The following is a 14,819-nucleotide window of genomic DNA, read 5'->3' as shown; positions in this document are numbered from 1 at the left end:
TTGAAAACTCAGCAACTACCAAACTGGCAAACCACCGTTTTCGGACTTGTAGTAGCAATATCGGTACTTTTAGGCCTAAATTCCTTTGTGATTCTCACTCCTGGACAAGCCGGAGTAATTAGCATCTTGGGTAAAGCTAGAGACGGTGCTTTACTAGAAGGTATTCACCTCAAACCACCATTTATCTCCGTGATAGATGTGTATGATCTAACGGTACAAAAATTTGAAGTACCAGCAGAAAGTTCCACTAAAGATTTACAAAACTTAACGGCAAGATTTGCCATTAACTTTCGGATTGATCCTGTCGAGGTGGTTCAAGTTAGAAGAAAACAAGGAAGTTTAGAAAATATTGTCTCGAAAATTATCGCTCCCCAGACCCAGGAAGCGTTTAAAATAGCCGCAGCTAAACGCACAGTCGAAGAAGCAATTACTAAAAGAACTGAGTTAAAAGAAGACTTTGATAATGCTTTAGGCAGCCGCTTAAACAAATATGGAATAATTGTTTTAGATACTAGCGTAGTAGACTTAACCTTTTCTCCAGAATTTGCTAAAGCGGTCGAAGAAAAACAAATTGCGGAACAGAAAGCCCAAAGAGCCGTCTATGTAGCCAGAGAAGCCGAACAAGAAGCCCAAGCAGATATTAATCGCGCTAAAGGTAAAGCAGAAGCTCAAAGGCTTTTAGCAGAAACACTGAAAGCTCAAGGAGGGCAATTAGTTCTGCAAAAAGAAGCAATTGAAGCTTGGAGAAGTGGAGGCGCGCAAATGCCAAATTTCCTAATTATTGGTGAAGGTTCTCAAGGTAGCATTCCCTTCATTTTCAACGTAGAAAAAAACCAAAATAAATCTTGAGTAGGATAGAAAGGGCGTATTGCAATACGCCCATACAAAAGTCAAAACTAATGCAGCGTAAAATTTTCAGAACTTTGAAATGTTTGCTTTATTTACGCCGTTGTGTACTAACTCAAGTTGCTAGTTATTAATTTTTCAGATATTTTGTAGTTTGTAGGGTGTGTCAGACAGAATAATTTAGGCTAAAATCACTAATTTTAAGTTTCTGACACACCTTATTTCACTAAAAAAGCAACTTGCGGTATTAGTCTCACCTCAAAAATCCAAACAACATCATAGCGGTTATCAGTTGCATCAGTACATACAGTTATCATAGAATATGGCTTACGCCATGCTACAGATACCAAAAGACTTTGCAGTTTCCCCCGTTCCCTAAATGTATATGTCTACTCCCAATCATCAAAACTTCACCCTCGAAGAAGCCAAAAAAATTCTGCACAAATTCAATTGTCTAGATATTGCACCAATTATCAAGCAGTCAGAAAAAGTTACAATTCGGCAAGCATTAAATTTGATCACCAGCCTTTCCGATTACCAAATTTTAGGAATTTGTGCCGATACAGCCGAAGAAGGTATTCTGGCTATGAAAACCTACTCTCAAGCTTGTGGTTATGCAGCACCAGATAATTTACCACACCCAGAAGGCCCAGTTTATATCAAATTAAACGGCAAAAATGGACTTTGTTATCTCGATTCCTATTATGGACACCATCGGGGAGTATTGGTATCTTGTCAATCTTACGAAGAAGCAGGAATTAATGAAATGTATGGACATTTACCCCTAGATTTATTTGTATAGAAATCAGCAAAATTGTGATCATTAATGACGGGAATTTATGAGTATTATTACGCTACAATCCATTAAAAAAGACTTTGGCATTAAAGAAATTTTAAAAGATGCCAGCTTTAGCTTGAACATTACCGATAAAGTTGGTTTAATTGGAACTAATGGTTCTGGTAAATCGACGTTATTAAAAATGATAGCAGGGTTAGAATCAGTTGATGGGGGTCAACTTTTAGTTAATTCGGGTTCTAAAATTATCTACTTACCCCAACAGCCAGATTTAGACGATAACCTCACGATTTTAGAACAAGTTTTTGCTGACAGTAGCGAACACACAGCTTTAGTTCGGGAGTATGAACAACTATCTGATAAATTGGCTCATAACTCAACAGATACTCAGCTAATGTCTCGTCTTTCTGTGGTTATGCAAAGAATGGATGAAACTGGCGCATGGGAATTAGAAACCAATGCTAAAATCATTTTAACAAAATTAGGAATTTCTGATTTTGATGTGAAAATTGGGACTTTATCTGGAGGCTATCGCAAGCGTATTGCCCTAGCATCAGCCTTACTATCAGAACCAGATGTATTGCTGATGGATGAGCCAACAAACCACCTTGATGCTCTTTCTGTAGAATGGTTACAAAGTTATTTAAATCGCTATCGTGGCGCACTTTTACTAATTACCCACGACCGATATTTTCTAGATAAAGTTACTAATAGAATTTTAGAAATTGACCGAGGGGATATTTACACCTACACAGGTAATTATTCATATTATTTAGAAAAAAAAGCTTTAGCTGAAGAATCTGCCATTAGTAGTCAACGCAAACATCAAGGCGTTTTACGACGGGAGTTAGAATGGTTAAAGAAGGGACCAAAAGCCAGAAGTACGAAACAAAAAGCCAGAATTGATCGCGCTCATGCGCTGCGAGATACTGAATTTAAAGAAGTCCAGGGAAAAGTCGATATTTCTACAGTTGGTCGTCGAATTGGCAAAAAAGTTATTGAATTAAATAATGTTGGTAAAGCCTACAATGGACGAACTTTAATTCAAGATTTTACCTATGAATTTAGTCCAGAAGACCGCATTGGGATTATTGGTGGTAATGGGGCTGGAAAATCTACTTTAATGGATATTATCACCGCACGGGTGAAGCCTGATTCTGGTACTGTGCAAATTGGGACTACAATTCATATTGGTTATTTTGACCAGCATTCTGAAGAATTATTGACAGCATTAAATGAAAGTCAGCGAGTGATTGACTATATCAAAGAAGAAGGAGAATTTGTCAAAATATCTGATGGAACTCAAATTACTGCTTCTCAAATGTTAGAAAGGTTTTTATTTCCGGGAAATCAGCAATATGCACCCATTCATAAACTTTCAGGTGGAGAGAAACGGCGTTTATTTTTGTTGCGTGTGCTGATGGGTGCGCCTAATGTTTTAATTTTAGATGAACCAACGAATGATTTAGATGTGCAGACATTAGCAATATTAGAGGAGTATTTAGAAGATTTTTCTGGCTGTGTAATTGTTGTTTCCCATGACCGCTACTTTTTAGATAGGACGGTAGATACAATTTTTGCTCTTGAAGAAGGTGGAAATATACGTCAATATCCTGGTAATTATTCAGTATATCTAGATTATAAAAAAGCTGAGGAAGTCGCGCAACGGCAATCTGCTAGTGGTAAGGAAAAACCCAAAAATCTGATTGAAGAAAAACCTGCATCATCTAAAGAGACAGAAACTCAAAAGCGACGGAGGTTATCTAATTGGGAAAAACGCGAATTTGAACAGTTAGAAGGTAAAATTGCTAATTTGGAAACAGAAAAATCAAAATTGGAGACGGAATTAACTAAGATTTCTGCTGGTAACTATACTCAAGTGCAAAAGCTTTACGAACAAGTTGAGATACTTAAAAAAACCATTGAACAGGCAACAGAACGCTGGTTAGAATTAGCAGAAATGGAGTCTTAGGAAGAGTTTACTGTCTAACAGTTTTTCTAAAATGCAAGATCGGGTTAAAGTATATAGAGGACTCCTAAATGATTTCTAATAGCTTGCTTGGCGTAGCCTTACAAATCTAAGTGCTTTTCGAGATTTTGTTGGGTTGCGCTTTGCTTAACCCAACCTACATTTTTTTTAACTGAACTGTTTTATTTCATAAACACAAATGACTAATACATCTTACATTTTTCTGGTTGGAGCCAGTCGCGGCGTTGGTCTTGAAATCGCTAAATATCTGACAACGCAACAGCTAAAAGTAAAAGCACTTTTGAGAACAGAAGTTGCTGCTGCTGAATTAAAAACAATGGGTGTTGATGTGGTAATTGGGGATGCTTTGAATGTAGAAGATGTGGAAAATTCTATCCTCAAAGATGAACCTATTCACACCGTTATTAGTACCCTTGGTGGCTTACCTACAAATGAAGTCAAACCCGATTATTTAGGTAATAAAAATCTGATTGATGCCGCAGTTAAGGCAGGAGTGCAAAAGTTTATTTTGGTAACTTCTATTGGTACTGGGAATAGTGCTGGTGCGATGCCTCCCCAAGCTTTAGCGGCACTCCAACCTGTTTTAATTGAAAAGGAAAAAGCCGAACAATATTTGATTGCTAGTGGACTTAACTATACAATTATCCGTCCTGGTGGGTTGAAGTCAGAACCAGCAACCGACAATGGAATTTTAACTGAAGATCCGCGCATTGTTGGTAGTATTCATCGTGCAGATGTGGCTCAATTAGTTTGTCGTTGTTTAAATTCTAGTCAGGCTAATTATAAGGTATTATCGGCAATAGATCGTAATATGATTTACCCTGGATTACCGGAGTTTGTAGAATTTAGTTTGGGTTAGTAATTACTGCGATTAGGGTGGACATCTTGTCCACTCCATAGAAATTGATTTTACAGCGATTTTTGGGTAAATGAACCACATTTTTCTGTCTCACGCAGAGGCGCAGAGGCGCAGAGGCAAGCCAGTGCGTTGGGCGGGTTCCCCGACTTGTAGCAACTGGCGCGCAAGAGAAATTAAGAGTGTGGTTTAAATACATGAAAATTGCTGTATAATTAAGACTTACGAATTATCTTTTGCAAACCTTTAATTAATCTATCTATACCTGCGGTTGCTGTTTCTTTTGGTAATGCGGCATAGGCAACACGCAAATAACAACCATTTTCCATGCCAAAGGTTGTACCGGGTATGACGGCTACTTGATATTCTTGAATTAATTTTTTAACTAACTCGAAGGAATTTATTTGAGTATGCACTTTTAAGAAAAAGTAAAAAGCACCATTGGTAGGAATGATGGTACATAAATCTGGGATTTGGTTAAGTGCATTAATAACAATTTGTCGTACTTGAGCGATCGCGCTAATATTGTCTTGTAGGTAGTCTTGTTTTGTCTGTAATGCTCCCAAGGCTGCATACTGCGAAATCACAGGTGGACAAATTAACATGGTATCTTGAATTTTTTTAACGGCACTGAGCAGATGTTGGGGAATCACCATATAACCAATTCTCCAACTAGCAAAACCGTAAGTTTTGGAAAGGCTATAAAGTGAAATTGTATATTCACTACTACCAGAAAATCCACCGGGGGAAATATGTTTTACTCCATCATAAGTAAAATATTCATAAGCTTCATCACTAATATGATAAATTCCCTGTTCTCGACAAAGATCATTAACTTCACGTAATATTTGTTCTGAATAAACTACGCCGGTGGGATTGTTAGGTGAAATGGTGACAATGGCACGAGTTTTAAGGGTAATTGCTAGAGCGATCGCACCGGGTTGTAATTGATAATTTGCGTCTGTTTCCACCAATACCGGAAGACAACCAGCCATCCTAATGGCCATTTCATGGTTGAAATAGTAGGGAGTATTTAAAATAATTTCATCCCCAGGATTTGTAATTGCTAAAACAGCATTCATAAACCCCATATTGCTACCGGCTGTGACAATAATGCAATTTTCTTGATTAATTTCAATACCGTTAAATGTTGATAATTTTGTTGCTATTACAGCCAATAATTGGGGAATCCCTTCAACGGCTTTATAGAGATTATTACTTGGTTCAGCTAGGAATTTTGACAACATTTCTATCGCCGATGATGGTGGGTTATAGGAAACTACACCCTGTCCCAAAGAAATTGTACCGGGAGAGTTTTTAATTAATTCTCCCACTACAGGAATGATTGGTGATTGTACAGCCTCCATTCGGGAGGTTAATTTATAATTCATAAAACGGGGGTTGGGAGAAAACAAAAGATTTGAATAATTCTATTACCAATCACCAATCACCAATTACCCATTAGATGATAAGTTAGCGATCGCTCTCAAATTTTGGCACCGAATTAACTGATTAAAATTTAAGGCAGTGCGTCCCTCTATTTTTGCTACCGTCTCAATAGCAGCTAACAAATGCTGGGCGGCTTCGGTTTCTGAATAACCACGACGTTGGGCGACGCGAATCGCGGCTAAATCAGCATTTAACTCCGATTCTTGGGCTTTATTCAACCGCCAAATCCGAAAACCAGCTGTTACACTTAAACCGAGAGCGATCGCTACACCCACCACATCGGACTGGGAAACCTCCACCAATCCACCTACCAGCCCCGCTAAAACGACACCTTGATAAACGTCAGGTTTTAACCACTTTACCCCCTCCAACCAACAAACCATTTGCAACAACAATAAATCTCGTTGTGCTTTCGTTAAGCGTCGCCATAAATCGAAATTAATATATACTGGTCGCAACTGATTCCAGGGTAAGGGAAATTCAGCGTATATGACCTTTTTTTGCTCCGGTTTACTGACGATTTTCGTCAACATTCGCCCGGAAGCGGGCATTACATCTAACAACCGTCGAATTTCGACACTAGGCTCCATAGTTTCCATTATCAGCCATAATGTATATTCAATAACTATTAAGACTATAGTTTAATATATGGATGCTTTTACTCCAATACCCCCAGAATGGACAAATCAAGCTACTCACGCTTATCAATTTTGTTGTCCTCAATGCTACTCCAGCAGCCGAGAAGCCATAGAAGTGTGGTTAAATCGTCGATCACCAGTCATCACCCCAGATCATCGCCGTAAGTGGCAAGAATTTTATCATTGTCATTGTGGTTATGTTTGGTGGGCTTGGAGTAGCGATCGTCCCCCCACTAACTTTTCTCAGTTAGAATAAATAACAACCTTAATTTTTCAATTAGTCCACGAAGGTGGACTTTGTTTGTGTAGCTGCGACTTCTAGTCGCCAAATCTATTGTAAAACCTACCAACAATTTCCATGATCAGCCAAATTGAAAAAGCTCAAGCTGAGTATGAAAAATTTCCCGAACAATTTGCCAGCATCGTTATTAGTACCGTCAGCAAAGAAGGAATACCTAACGCCAGTTATGCACCTTTCGTAATGGATGAATTAAAAAATATCTACATTTACGTTAGTGGTCTTTCTACCCACACTAAAAATATTTACGATCATCCCCAGTTAAGTGTCTTATTTATTGAAGATGAGACTAAGACTAATCAAATTTTTGCCCGTCGGCGTTTAAGTTTTGATTGTACAGCAACTCTCATTACCAGAAAAACCGAACAATGGGAGCAAATTGTTCAACAATTTCAAGATAAATTCGGAGAAATTATTGAAGTTTTAAAACCATTGAATGATTTTCGGATTTTTAAATTAACTCCTAAAGAAGGACGTTTTGTAATTGGTTTTGGTGCAGCATATCATATTAATGGTAATCAACTCAATCAACTAACGCAAATTACAGGATAAATACAGCAGGAGTCAGGAGTCAGGAGTCAGGAGTAAAACTGGCTTGCTGTCTAGGTTTCAATTTTGATTCTGTACCTCATTGATCTGCAATCTGCTATAATTTTAAAAAAATATGCTTGAATTTCAACCTGTTGGCTTTGGACAGAAAGTAGTTAATACTTCCTTGGGAACAATGGTTTACTATACCCAAACCAGCGCACCTTGGGATATTGCTAATATTGAAGAATTACCAACTCTATTATTTTTACATAATTTTGGCGGTGGTGCATCTGCTTATGAATGGTCAAAAGTTTATCCAGCTTATGCTACTAAATATCGGATTTTAGCCCCGGATTTAATCGGTTGGGGAAAATCTGCTCATCCTGTAAAAGATTACCAAATTAGAGATTATCTCACAACAATTGCTGAATTTATTACTCAAACCTGTACCCAACCTGTAACAGTCGTAGCTTCTTCTTTAACTGCTGGATTGATTATTCGTCTTGCTGTGAGTCAACCTGAATTATTCAAAGAACTGTTTTTAGTCTGTCCTTCTGGATTTGACGACTTTGGACAAGGTGCAGGAAGGAGACTACCATTATCCTTAATTAGTACACCTTTTTTAGATAATTTAATTTATGCTTTGGGTGCGGAAAATGAAATTGCAGTCAGAAACTTTTTAGAGAATTTTCTGTTTAGCAAACCAGAACGGTTAACTCAAGAAATAGTGAATGCTTATTTAACTTCTGCACAACAAACCAATGCTAAATTTGCAGCGTTATCCTTTTTAAAAGGAAATCTTTATTTTGACTTGAGTTTATATATTCAACAATTGCAAATCCCCACTGTGATGTTTTGGGGTGAAGATGCACAATTTACTGATATTAAACTCGGTCAAAAATTAGCCAAATTAAATCCCAGTGTAGTCAGAGATTTTTGGGCGATCGCTCTCACAGGCATCTTACCACATTTAGAAACCCCAGCAGTGATCATTGGGTTATTACAAAAGTACATTTAATTCCCACTTTCGCAAAGCTGCAATAATTTCTACGTTAGCTTCAGGAAAAGTAAATTGATCTAACTCTGTCAAATTTACCCAGCGAATTTCATCACTTTCTATTGGTTGGGGAATCCCCGTCAGATGACGACAGTGATGTACTGTGAGGGTAACACGTAACTGAGTGTAAGTGTGATCAATCGTGATCAGATGTTCTCCCACTGCAATTTGTATTCCCAATTCTTCATAAATTTCCCGTTCAATACACTCAGGAATAGTTTCACCAAGTTCAATTTTTCCCCCAGGAAATTCCCATAAACCACCCATAGCACCAGTAGGACGACGACGATCAATTAAAATTTGCTTGTTGTTGTTCCAAATAACCGCAACACCAATGATTTTATGAGGTAAAAGAGAAATATTTTCATTCATATTTTTTTAGGTAAAGATGCTAATTGCTTTAAATTTTTAGTATATTGTCTGAATCAGGATGTCCAGGATTTTAGGATTTTCAGGATTTAAGTGAGCAATTTTGAAAAATATGATATATATTCAACTTTCCACATTGTTATTTTTCAGTAATTTTAAATATTGTATCGCTTCATTTTTGAAGGTTTAAAATTAGAATATTGGGAAATTAAATGATTGTCTGAATCAGGATATCCAGGATTTTAGGATTTACAGGATGGGGTTATTTTTGAGAATGAGAGGTTTAGCGATACCTATGGTAAGTTACCGCTAACGCTCTCTTAAATTACAACATCAAAAACAGCGATCGCTATCTCCCATTACTTTTAGGTAGATTTTTGGAGATAATAAAATTGTGTATTTTCTAAAAATATCAAGATTTCAATCAACTTGAAGAAAGGAGAGAGTTGTTTATATTCGTCTTCTGAAGGGGGTAATTCTCCTAATTTTGTTTTCATATTTTTACCTTCTTCAACAATTTCTTCTTTGAAAAAATCAATTAATCTTTGTCTATTAGTTATTTTTCCTTTATTCAAATCAATAGCTTCAATTTCGTCTTCTTCTCCATCAATTTTGATTTTTATTTTATGAAGTTGGCCTATTTCTGAAAAATCTGATTTAGCTAATCTTTTATACAACTCATCAGACAATTCAATCATAGCAGATGATTCACAATTTTTGCTGTAAAATTTAATGTCTAACATTACTCTAATTCCTCCGCTTCAGATTCTAAAAATTGTCTTTCTTCAATATTCTCAGCCCAAGCAATACCAGCTTGATCTAAAAGTTTTTTGGCATTATTTGAAATTTTACCTGTAGTTAAAATTCCACTTACACAACCTTTGGAAATAATTTTTTCTATATCTGCTGGATAAAGTGTAGTTTTTCTAGCTTTTATTTCAATATATTTCATAAAAAAAATTACTGATTATACTCCTGCTGTATTTTACGGATCATGTTTTTAACTCTTGGTTCATCTTCAGGATTAATTAACAATATATCTCCATTAGGATCATTACCAGTAGTTCTTTGACATTCAATTCCTTCTGCTTTAAGTTTTTCAATTAACCAGCCAATCATATTTTTATGAATGAGTAGTCTTTCCATCATTTTATCTTCGTCTGTTTGATCAGTCATTACTAATTAGCTCCTTTTTGGTTGTTGCAAGATGTTCAGAAGTTGAAAAACCTTTTGAAAAGAGTTCTATTATTTTCTTCTCAATTAGACTTTGTTCCTCATTTTTACATAAAACATCAATATAAATCTCCTTGTAAAAATTCTTTACATCTCCCGCAGTTAAATTTCTTTTTTGATAAAGATCATATAGCTTGTCTTTGATTTCTGTAGCAGGAGAATATTTAATTGTATCACCCAAAACTTCTAAATAATTGTTAAAAGAAGTTACGTCCATTTGTGTTTGCATTTCTTTTTTTAAAGAGAATCGCCTCACAACTGCGGTGTCAATTAGTTCTGGAACATTGGTGATTCCAAAAATCAAAAGCTTACTATCTTTGCTAAAATGAAGTTTATCTAATTCAAGCATGAGAGTTGTCATAGTTCTTCTGATAGCATCATGTTCTTGAGTTTTACTTCTACTCATACAGAAAGTATCTAACTCATCTAATAACAGAAATACAGAAGAACCATTTTTACATTTACTTTTTAGATCATCAAAAATATCCCCTATATTACGTGAAGACTGGCCTAAAGCTGGATCAAGCATCCTCCCTACATCAACATAATAAAAGTTAATTTCATTTGTAACTTTTTCTCTTAACTGATCAAACAACGAATAACATAACGTTGTCTTACCAGTATTAGGAACACCATAAAGTAAGACTGATGGTGTTAAATCATAGTGGCTAAAATTCTCAATTTGCTTTTTATCTGCCGTTAAACATATTGTGCAGAAATTTAAAAGATATTCAAACAAATCATCTACTCCAAAAAGTTTCTGATGATTTATTCTGTTTTTAATTTCCGCATATGTTAACTGTATTAATCCATTACTCATTAGATTTAGAGTTTGAGAAGTTGATGATAACAATAAAAATTATACCTCGATTAACACAAATTAATTGGCACGTATTATAAAAATTTAATATTTCTTATATTAGTTTAAAAAAAGAGTAGATAAAGATACATCTACCTTTTTATGATTTTTATATTAATTCAGATGTTAACAGGCTAGTCCAAAACTCCCAATTTTTACGTACAATCACTATACCAAAACTGACATAAGATGTGAATATATCTTTAGCATTTTCCCATGCAGTTTTATAATCATAAGTAACACATAAACGCAAAAAGAATATTATTAACATAATCGGTAATCCAATTATATAATAATAAAAATCCAATGAAATTATAAACAATGATGTAACAAGCATAAAAACGATAATAAAAAGTTTCAAAAAACAATTCCAAATAGCTTTCATAATTAAACTACCTCAATTTAGTGTTGTACAAAAATTCAAATAAATACGGTTTTTATTAGTTGCAAAGTAAATTCTAGCCTTCACTTACATCTCTCCCTAAACTAATCGCAGCTTGTACAGAAAAATCTTCAGAAGCATCAATAGATATTCTTTTTCATTTAGACATTAAACTAGGCTCTTTTACTGGCCTTTCTGCACTACTTAAATTTTGAATTAATTCATAAACTTGATTCAGTTCTTCTGGTGTTAAACTTTCTAATTTTTCCTGAATAATTTGTTTTGTAATCATAGCATAGCCTTGGATTTTGGCAATCTCCCACACTGTATAATCTGACTCTTGATCTAATTGCATTAAATAAAGATGATTAGAATTAGGATAAAGGTCAGCCCAATAATTAACTAAATTTGGTGATAAATTATGATCAAAAAGTAGTTTCATCAATTAACTAAAATAGTTTGACGTTCACGATCTGCTGCATAACTTAAACAGGCTAAAATATCTTCTTTAGTTAAATAAGGAAAATCGGCTAATATTTCTTCAAAAGTCATACCTAATGCTAAATAGGAAAGAACATCATAAACCGTAATTCTCATACCTCTAATACAAGGTTTTCCGCTTCTTTTTCCAGGTTCTATGGTAATAATATTTTTGTATGACATAATTAACTCCTAATCAACATTACTATAATAACATCACTTTTGAATCTAAGCTACTGCAAACTCTGTCAACTTCCGAGTTTCAGGATCATGAAATGCCAAAACAATATCCTCTTTTGCTATACCTTCCCTTAATAACTCAGTTGCAATACCTTCTTCTGTCCAATCTTCCTCAATATAAATCTTCTCATTTTTAATTCTCACATAAACAGTAATCCCTCTAACTTTACGATCATTATGCCAACCTGTTTGAAACCAAAGATATTGATCTCTTTGTTCATCAAAAGCTAAAATACTATCAACACCATCAGGATTAGGAGTTTGTGACGCTAATTGCTCATATTTATTTAAAATTTTCTTGATTACATTGCGATATTGATTTAATTTATCCATTGCACTATCTCCTCCTTATTCAAATCAACAACTATTAATTTTAAATCATTTTCTGCCATGATGAACGAAATCGCTTTTTGCAGAAAAAAAGATTGATAAATACTACGACTCACCCCTAAATAAATTGTTACTTTAGGAAGAATAACTTTTAAGAAGGTACGATAAATAATATATTGCCCTAAAGCTGTTTCAAATTCACGCATGGGTGAACGACCAATAAAACTTTTGACTTCTACAATAATTTGTTGTCCGTTGCGTTCAATCTCTAAGGTTCTATCAGCTAATAAATCTGCAAATAATTGTATCTCCTCGTATTTAATAGTATAAGGATCACGAATGATCATCCAACCATCTTTAATTAAGGCATTTTTAATTGCTTCATGGTAAGTATCCCTGGCAGACATAAAAATTGATTTAGTAACATTTCCTATTCAGATTATAAACCATAAACTGTTCTTGATAATCAATTCCGTACATTAGTAACTCCTGTAACAATTCCCTTACAATAAAATAAAGAAAGCAAGACATTGAGAGGAGAAAAGCTAAATCATGTTAGCAGAATACCAACAACACACCCAAGAACGCGCACAACTGGGTAACACCTCTGTATCAATTTCTTCAGACATACCCTTGGTAATGGGAGGAGAAGGTTATATTCTAGGAAATGCGATCGCTCACGGATAGCTTTATCCACCAGAAATCATCATTGCAGGTTCTGAATCAGCAGTGTAAGATTAATAATCAGAACTAATTGCTAAAATATTCTGAATTTGACAATCCTATTTGATGTTCAAGAAATTAATGCTCACAAATCATATTACAAGTCCTACATTAATTGCTCAAGGCTTTCATGCTCTTTCTGACCCCATCAGAATTAGTGTAATTGAACTGCTGCGACAAAAAGAACTCTGTGTATGTGATTTATCCGATTATTTAGGCGTTAATCAGTCAAAATTGTCTTTTCACCTCAAAACTCTCAAAGAAGTTTGCTTAGTCAATTCTCGACAGGAAGGACGCTGGATTTATTACAGCCTGAATATTCGTCAATTCGAGATTTTAGAAGCGTATTTGACGGATTTTCGCCAAAATCATCTAGTTTCTGCCCGCCGTTCTTGTGATGATTGAGTAAGTTTAGGGGCTTCCAATAAATTATCCCGATTAACTAACCGCAGAGGAATGGGGTTTGAATATTTTTTATTTGGAAGTCCCTTATTCCGTTCCGGGCTTATGCACAATATCACGAAAGTACAAGTAATTCATGGATAGGACATACTGTTAATAAGCTGGTGTTTGATTAACCAATCAATTTTTTTGATGAACTTTTGTGTATTGTGTTATAATTTCGCTTGACATATCAACTTTTTTTGAAATGATGAATACATATACCGATAGTATAGGTTAAGTCAATGGTTAAAAAACTGGCACTTGCATTAGGGATGTTAGTCATAGTATCTAGTTGCAGCACCCCACCAGAACAGGCTCAAGAATCTTCTCAAGGACAAGAGGTTAGTAATTCCTCAAGCGTAGAGGTGATTAAAGTAGATGGTTCGAGTACAGTTCATCCTATCACAGAAGCGATCGCTAAAGAGTTTTCCGCCAACGCCAAAAATAAAACCCAGGTACAAGTCAGCATTTCCGGTACTGGGGGAGGATTTGAAAAATTCTGTAATGGAGAAACAGATATTAACAATGCTTCTCGACCAATTACTAAGGCAGAGATGGCAAATTGTAGCAAAAATAGCATTAGATATCTAGAATTACCTATTGCTTTTGATGCTTTGACAATTGCCGTTCATCCTGAAAACAACTGGGCAAAGGACATTACAGTAGCAGAATTAAAAAAGATTTGGGAACCTGGGGCTGAAGGAAAAATTACCCGTTGGAATCAGGTACGGGCATCTTGGCCAGACCGTCCACTGACTTTGTATGGTGCAGGGAAGAAGTCTGGTACATTTGATTACTTTACAGAGGCAATAGTCGGTACAGCCAAAGCCAGCCGTAACGATTATACAGGCAGTGAAGATGATGATGTTTTGGTAGCAGATATTAATAAAGATCCAAATGCCCTTGGTTATTTTGGCTATGCTTATTATGAAAAAAACCAAGACAAATTAAAAGTATTGGCAGTTGATAATGGCAAAGGTGCAGTTTTACCATCACGAGAAACAGTAGAAAAATCCACTTATCAACCACTTTCCAGACCTTTGTTTATCTATGCCAATCTCTGGTCTTCTGAAAATAAAGGTACAGTTTATCAATTCATAGAATATTACATTAAAAAAGTGCCGAAAATATCTGTTGATGTTGGTTATGTGCCTTTACCAGCAGAGGCTTATCTAATTGGTTCTGTGCATTTAAATAATGGCAAAGTCGGAACAGTATTTGCTGGAAGTTCGCAAATAGATCTAACTTTGGGAGAATTATTACGCAAACAAAAAGAGTTTTAAATTACTGATTCTTCA

22 protein-coding genes are annotated in these 14,819 nt (G+C 35.4%); 10 read left to right on the top strand and 12 right to left on the bottom strand.

Annotation, left to right across the window (positions count from 1 at the left end; translation table 11 throughout):
• From VB711_RS07020 to VB711_RS07005, 4 genes are all read left to right on the top strand, one after another.
• Positions 1-849 (top strand): prohibitin family protein, encoded by an 849-nt coding sequence (locus VB711_RS07020; protein ID WP_323285102.1) that lies wholly within the window; start codon positions 1-3, stop codon positions 847-849.
• A gap of 382 nt (positions 850-1,231) precedes the next feature.
• On the top strand, positions 1,232-1,648 hold the full coding sequence (locus VB711_RS07015; protein ID WP_323285100.1) for a DUF1824 family protein: 417 nt from the start codon (positions 1,232-1,234) through the stop codon (positions 1,646-1,648).
• A gap of 37 nt (positions 1,649-1,685) precedes the next feature.
• On the top strand, positions 1,686-3,614 hold the full coding sequence (locus VB711_RS07010) for an ABC-F family ATP-binding cassette domain-containing protein (RefSeq protein ID WP_323285099.1): 1,929 nt from the start codon (positions 1,686-1,688) through the stop codon (positions 3,612-3,614).
• Between the two features lie 196 nt (positions 3,615-3,810).
• Positions 3,811-4,491, top strand: a complete 681-nt coding sequence (locus VB711_RS07005) for an SDR family oxidoreductase (protein ID WP_323285098.1) — start codon at positions 3,811-3,813, stop codon at positions 4,489-4,491.
• Between the two features lie 212 nt (positions 4,492-4,703).
• Here the strand turns inward: VB711_RS07005 and VB711_RS07000 are convergent, their stop codons facing one another.
• Both VB711_RS07000 and VB711_RS06995 read right to left on the bottom strand, forming a co-directional pair.
• Complete coding sequence (locus tag VB711_RS07000) at positions 4,704-5,879, bottom strand: pyridoxal phosphate-dependent aminotransferase (RefSeq protein WP_323285097.1); 1,176 nt, start codon at positions 5,877-5,879, stop codon at positions 4,704-4,706.
• Between the two features lie 63 nt (positions 5,880-5,942).
• Entirely contained in the window at positions 5,943-6,527 is a 585-nt protein-coding gene (locus VB711_RS06995; RefSeq protein WP_323285138.1) for a DUF3318 domain-containing protein, read from the bottom strand.
• A 58-nt stretch (positions 6,528-6,585) separates the two neighbouring features.
• Between VB711_RS06995 and VB711_RS06990 the strand changes: the two genes are divergently transcribed.
• The 3 genes from VB711_RS06990 to VB711_RS06980 all read left to right on the top strand — a co-directional run bounded on the left by VB711_RS06990 (position 6,586) and on the right by VB711_RS06980 (position 8,422).
• A complete protein-coding gene (locus VB711_RS06990; protein ID WP_323285096.1) occupies positions 6,586-6,831 on the top strand; it encodes a hypothetical protein in 246 nt (81 codons plus the stop codon).
• Between the two features lie 105 nt (positions 6,832-6,936).
• Positions 6,937-7,425: a HugZ family protein gene (locus tag VB711_RS06985; RefSeq protein ID WP_323285137.1), complete on the top strand. Its 489-nt coding sequence runs from the start codon at positions 6,937-6,939 to the stop codon at positions 7,423-7,425.
• Positions 7,426-7,537: 112 nt separating this feature from the next.
• Complete coding sequence (locus VB711_RS06980; protein WP_323285095.1) at positions 7,538-8,422, top strand: alpha/beta hydrolase; 885 nt, start codon at positions 7,538-7,540, stop codon at positions 8,420-8,422.
• Here VB711_RS06980 and mutT read toward each other — a convergent pair.
• The 10 genes from mutT to VB711_RS06930 all read right to left on the bottom strand — a co-directional run bounded on the left by mutT (position 8,405) and on the right by VB711_RS06930 (position 12,761).
• Positions 8,405-8,833 (bottom strand): 8-oxo-dGTP diphosphatase MutT, encoded by a 429-nt coding sequence (mutT, locus tag VB711_RS06975; protein WP_323285094.1) that lies wholly within the window; start codon positions 8,831-8,833, stop codon positions 8,405-8,407. The two genes, VB711_RS06980 and mutT, sit on opposite strands and share 18 nt — an antisense overlap.
• 362 nt (positions 8,834-9,195) lie before the next feature.
• Entirely contained in the window at positions 9,196-9,573 is a 378-nt protein-coding gene (locus VB711_RS06970; RefSeq protein ID WP_323285093.1) for a hypothetical protein, read from the bottom strand.
• Entirely contained in the window at positions 9,573-9,782 is a 210-nt protein-coding gene (locus tag VB711_RS06965; protein ID WP_323285092.1) for a hypothetical protein, read from the bottom strand. The genes VB711_RS06970 and VB711_RS06965 overlap by 1 nt, the downstream gene beginning before the upstream one ends.
• Before the next feature lie 8 nt (positions 9,783-9,790).
• Positions 9,791-10,006 carry a hypothetical protein gene (locus tag VB711_RS06960; RefSeq protein WP_323285091.1) on the bottom strand — a complete coding sequence of 72 codons (216 nt, stop codon included), beginning with the start codon at positions 10,004-10,006 and terminating at the stop codon, positions 9,791-9,793.
• Positions 9,999-10,883, bottom strand: a complete 885-nt coding sequence (locus VB711_RS06955) for an ATP-binding protein (protein ID WP_323285090.1) — start codon at positions 10,881-10,883, stop codon at positions 9,999-10,001. Before VB711_RS06955 ends, VB711_RS06960 begins: the two co-directional genes overlap by 8 nt.
• A 148-nt stretch (positions 10,884-11,031) precedes the next feature.
• Complete coding sequence (locus VB711_RS06950; protein ID WP_323285088.1) at positions 11,032-11,307, bottom strand: hypothetical protein; 276 nt, start codon at positions 11,305-11,307, stop codon at positions 11,032-11,034.
• A gap of 154 nt (positions 11,308-11,461) precedes the next feature.
• Positions 11,462-11,746, bottom strand: a complete 285-nt coding sequence (locus VB711_RS06945; RefSeq protein WP_323285087.1) for a DUF5615 family PIN-like protein — start codon at positions 11,744-11,746, stop codon at positions 11,462-11,464.
• Entirely contained in the window at positions 11,746-11,967 is a 222-nt protein-coding gene (locus VB711_RS06940; protein ID WP_323285086.1) for a DUF433 domain-containing protein, read from the bottom strand. Before VB711_RS06940 ends, VB711_RS06945 begins: the two co-directional genes overlap by 1 nt.
• 45 nt (positions 11,968-12,012) lie before the next feature.
• Positions 12,013-12,357: a XisI protein gene (locus VB711_RS06935; RefSeq protein WP_323285085.1), complete on the bottom strand. Its 345-nt coding sequence runs from the start codon at positions 12,355-12,357 to the stop codon at positions 12,013-12,015.
• Positions 12,345-12,761, bottom strand: a complete 417-nt coding sequence (locus VB711_RS06930; RefSeq protein WP_323285084.1) for an element excision factor XisH family protein — start codon at positions 12,759-12,761, stop codon at positions 12,345-12,347. The genes VB711_RS06935 and VB711_RS06930 overlap by 13 nt, the downstream gene beginning before the upstream one ends.
• 145 nt (positions 12,762-12,906) lie before the next feature.
• On the opposite strand from VB711_RS06930, the gene VB711_RS06925 reads away from it, so the two are divergent.
• The 3 genes from VB711_RS06925 to VB711_RS06915 all read left to right on the top strand — a co-directional run bounded on the left by VB711_RS06925 (position 12,907) and on the right by VB711_RS06915 (position 14,804).
• Positions 12,907-13,041 carry a hypothetical protein gene (locus tag VB711_RS06925; protein ID WP_323285083.1) on the top strand — a complete coding sequence of 45 codons (135 nt, stop codon included), beginning with the start codon at positions 12,907-12,909 and terminating at the stop codon, positions 13,039-13,041.
• 117 nt (positions 13,042-13,158) lie between these two features.
• Positions 13,159-13,482, top strand: a complete 324-nt coding sequence (locus VB711_RS06920) for a metalloregulator ArsR/SmtB family transcription factor (protein WP_323285082.1) — start codon at positions 13,159-13,161, stop codon at positions 13,480-13,482.
• A 281-nt stretch (positions 13,483-13,763) separates the two neighbouring features.
• On the top strand, positions 13,764-14,804 hold the full coding sequence (locus VB711_RS06915) for a PstS family phosphate ABC transporter substrate-binding protein (RefSeq protein ID WP_323285081.1): 1,041 nt from the start codon (positions 13,764-13,766) through the stop codon (positions 14,802-14,804).
• Positions 14,805-14,819: the final 15 nt, after the last annotated feature.

This window comes from Cronbergia sp. UHCC 0137 (genome assembly GCF_034932285.1).
In the GTDB taxonomy this organism is placed as follows: Bacteria; Cyanobacteriota; Cyanobacteriia; order Cyanobacteriales; family Nostocaceae; genus Cronbergia.
Note: the sequence above shows the minus strand (reverse complement) of the source record. Positions and strands in the feature narration are given on the sequence as shown.

Bases quoted from the DNA above. Each gene is read 5' to 3' on its own strand.
- VB711_RS07015 (WP_323285100.1), top strand. From the start codon at position 1,232: ATGTCTACTCCCAATCATCAAAACTTCACCCTCGAAGAAGCCAAAAAA.
- VB711_RS07010 (WP_323285099.1), top strand. From the start codon at position 1,686: ATGAGTATTATTACGCTACAATCCATTAAAAAAGACTTTGGCATTAAA.
- VB711_RS07005 (WP_323285098.1), top strand. From the start codon at position 3,811: ATGACTAATACATCTTACATTTTTCTGGTTGGAGCCAGTCGCGGCGTT.
- VB711_RS07000 (WP_323285097.1), bottom strand. From the start codon at position 5,879: ATGAATTATAAATTAACCTCCCGAATGGAGGCTGTACAATCACCAATC.
- VB711_RS06995 (WP_323285138.1), bottom strand. From the start codon at position 6,527: ATGGAGCCTAGTGTCGAAATTCGACGGTTGTTAGATGTAATGCCCGCT.
- VB711_RS06990 (WP_323285096.1), top strand. From the start codon at position 6,586: ATGGATGCTTTTACTCCAATACCCCCAGAATGGACAAATCAAGCTACT.
- VB711_RS06980 (WP_323285095.1), top strand. From the start codon at position 7,538: ATGCTTGAATTTCAACCTGTTGGCTTTGGACAGAAAGTAGTTAATACT.
- mutT (WP_323285094.1), bottom strand. From the start codon at position 8,833: ATGAATGAAAATATTTCTCTTTTACCTCATAAAATCATTGGTGTTGCG.
- VB711_RS06970 (WP_323285093.1), bottom strand. From the start codon at position 9,573: ATGTTAGACATTAAATTTTACAGCAAAAATTGTGAATCATCTGCTATG.
- VB711_RS06965 (WP_323285092.1), bottom strand. From the start codon at position 9,782: ATGAAATATATTGAAATAAAAGCTAGAAAAACTACACTTTATCCAGCA.
- VB711_RS06960 (WP_323285091.1), bottom strand. From the start codon at position 10,006: ATGACTGATCAAACAGACGAAGATAAAATGATGGAAAGACTACTCATT.
- VB711_RS06955 (WP_323285090.1), bottom strand. From the start codon at position 10,883: ATGAGTAATGGATTAATACAGTTAACATATGCGGAAATTAAAAACAGA.
- VB711_RS06950 (WP_323285088.1), bottom strand. From the start codon at position 11,307: ATGAAAGCTATTTGGAATTGTTTTTTGAAACTTTTTATTATCGTTTTT.
- VB711_RS06945 (WP_323285087.1), bottom strand. From the start codon at position 11,746: ATGAAACTACTTTTTGATCATAATTTATCACCAAATTTAGTTAATTAT.
- VB711_RS06940 (WP_323285086.1), bottom strand. From the start codon at position 11,967: ATGTCATACAAAAATATTATTACCATAGAACCTGGAAAAAGAAGCGGA.
- VB711_RS06935 (WP_323285085.1), bottom strand. From the start codon at position 12,357: ATGGATAAATTAAATCAATATCGCAATGTAATCAAGAAAATTTTAAAT.
- VB711_RS06930 (WP_323285084.1), bottom strand. From the start codon at position 12,761: ATGTCTGCCAGGGATACTTACCATGAAGCAATTAAAAATGCCTTAATT.
- VB711_RS06925 (WP_323285083.1), top strand. From the start codon at position 12,907: ATGTTAGCAGAATACCAACAACACACCCAAGAACGCGCACAACTGGGT.
- VB711_RS06920 (WP_323285082.1), top strand. From the start codon at position 13,159: ATGCTCACAAATCATATTACAAGTCCTACATTAATTGCTCAAGGCTTT.
- VB711_RS06915 (WP_323285081.1), top strand. From the start codon at position 13,764: ATGGTTAAAAAACTGGCACTTGCATTAGGGATGTTAGTCATAGTATCT.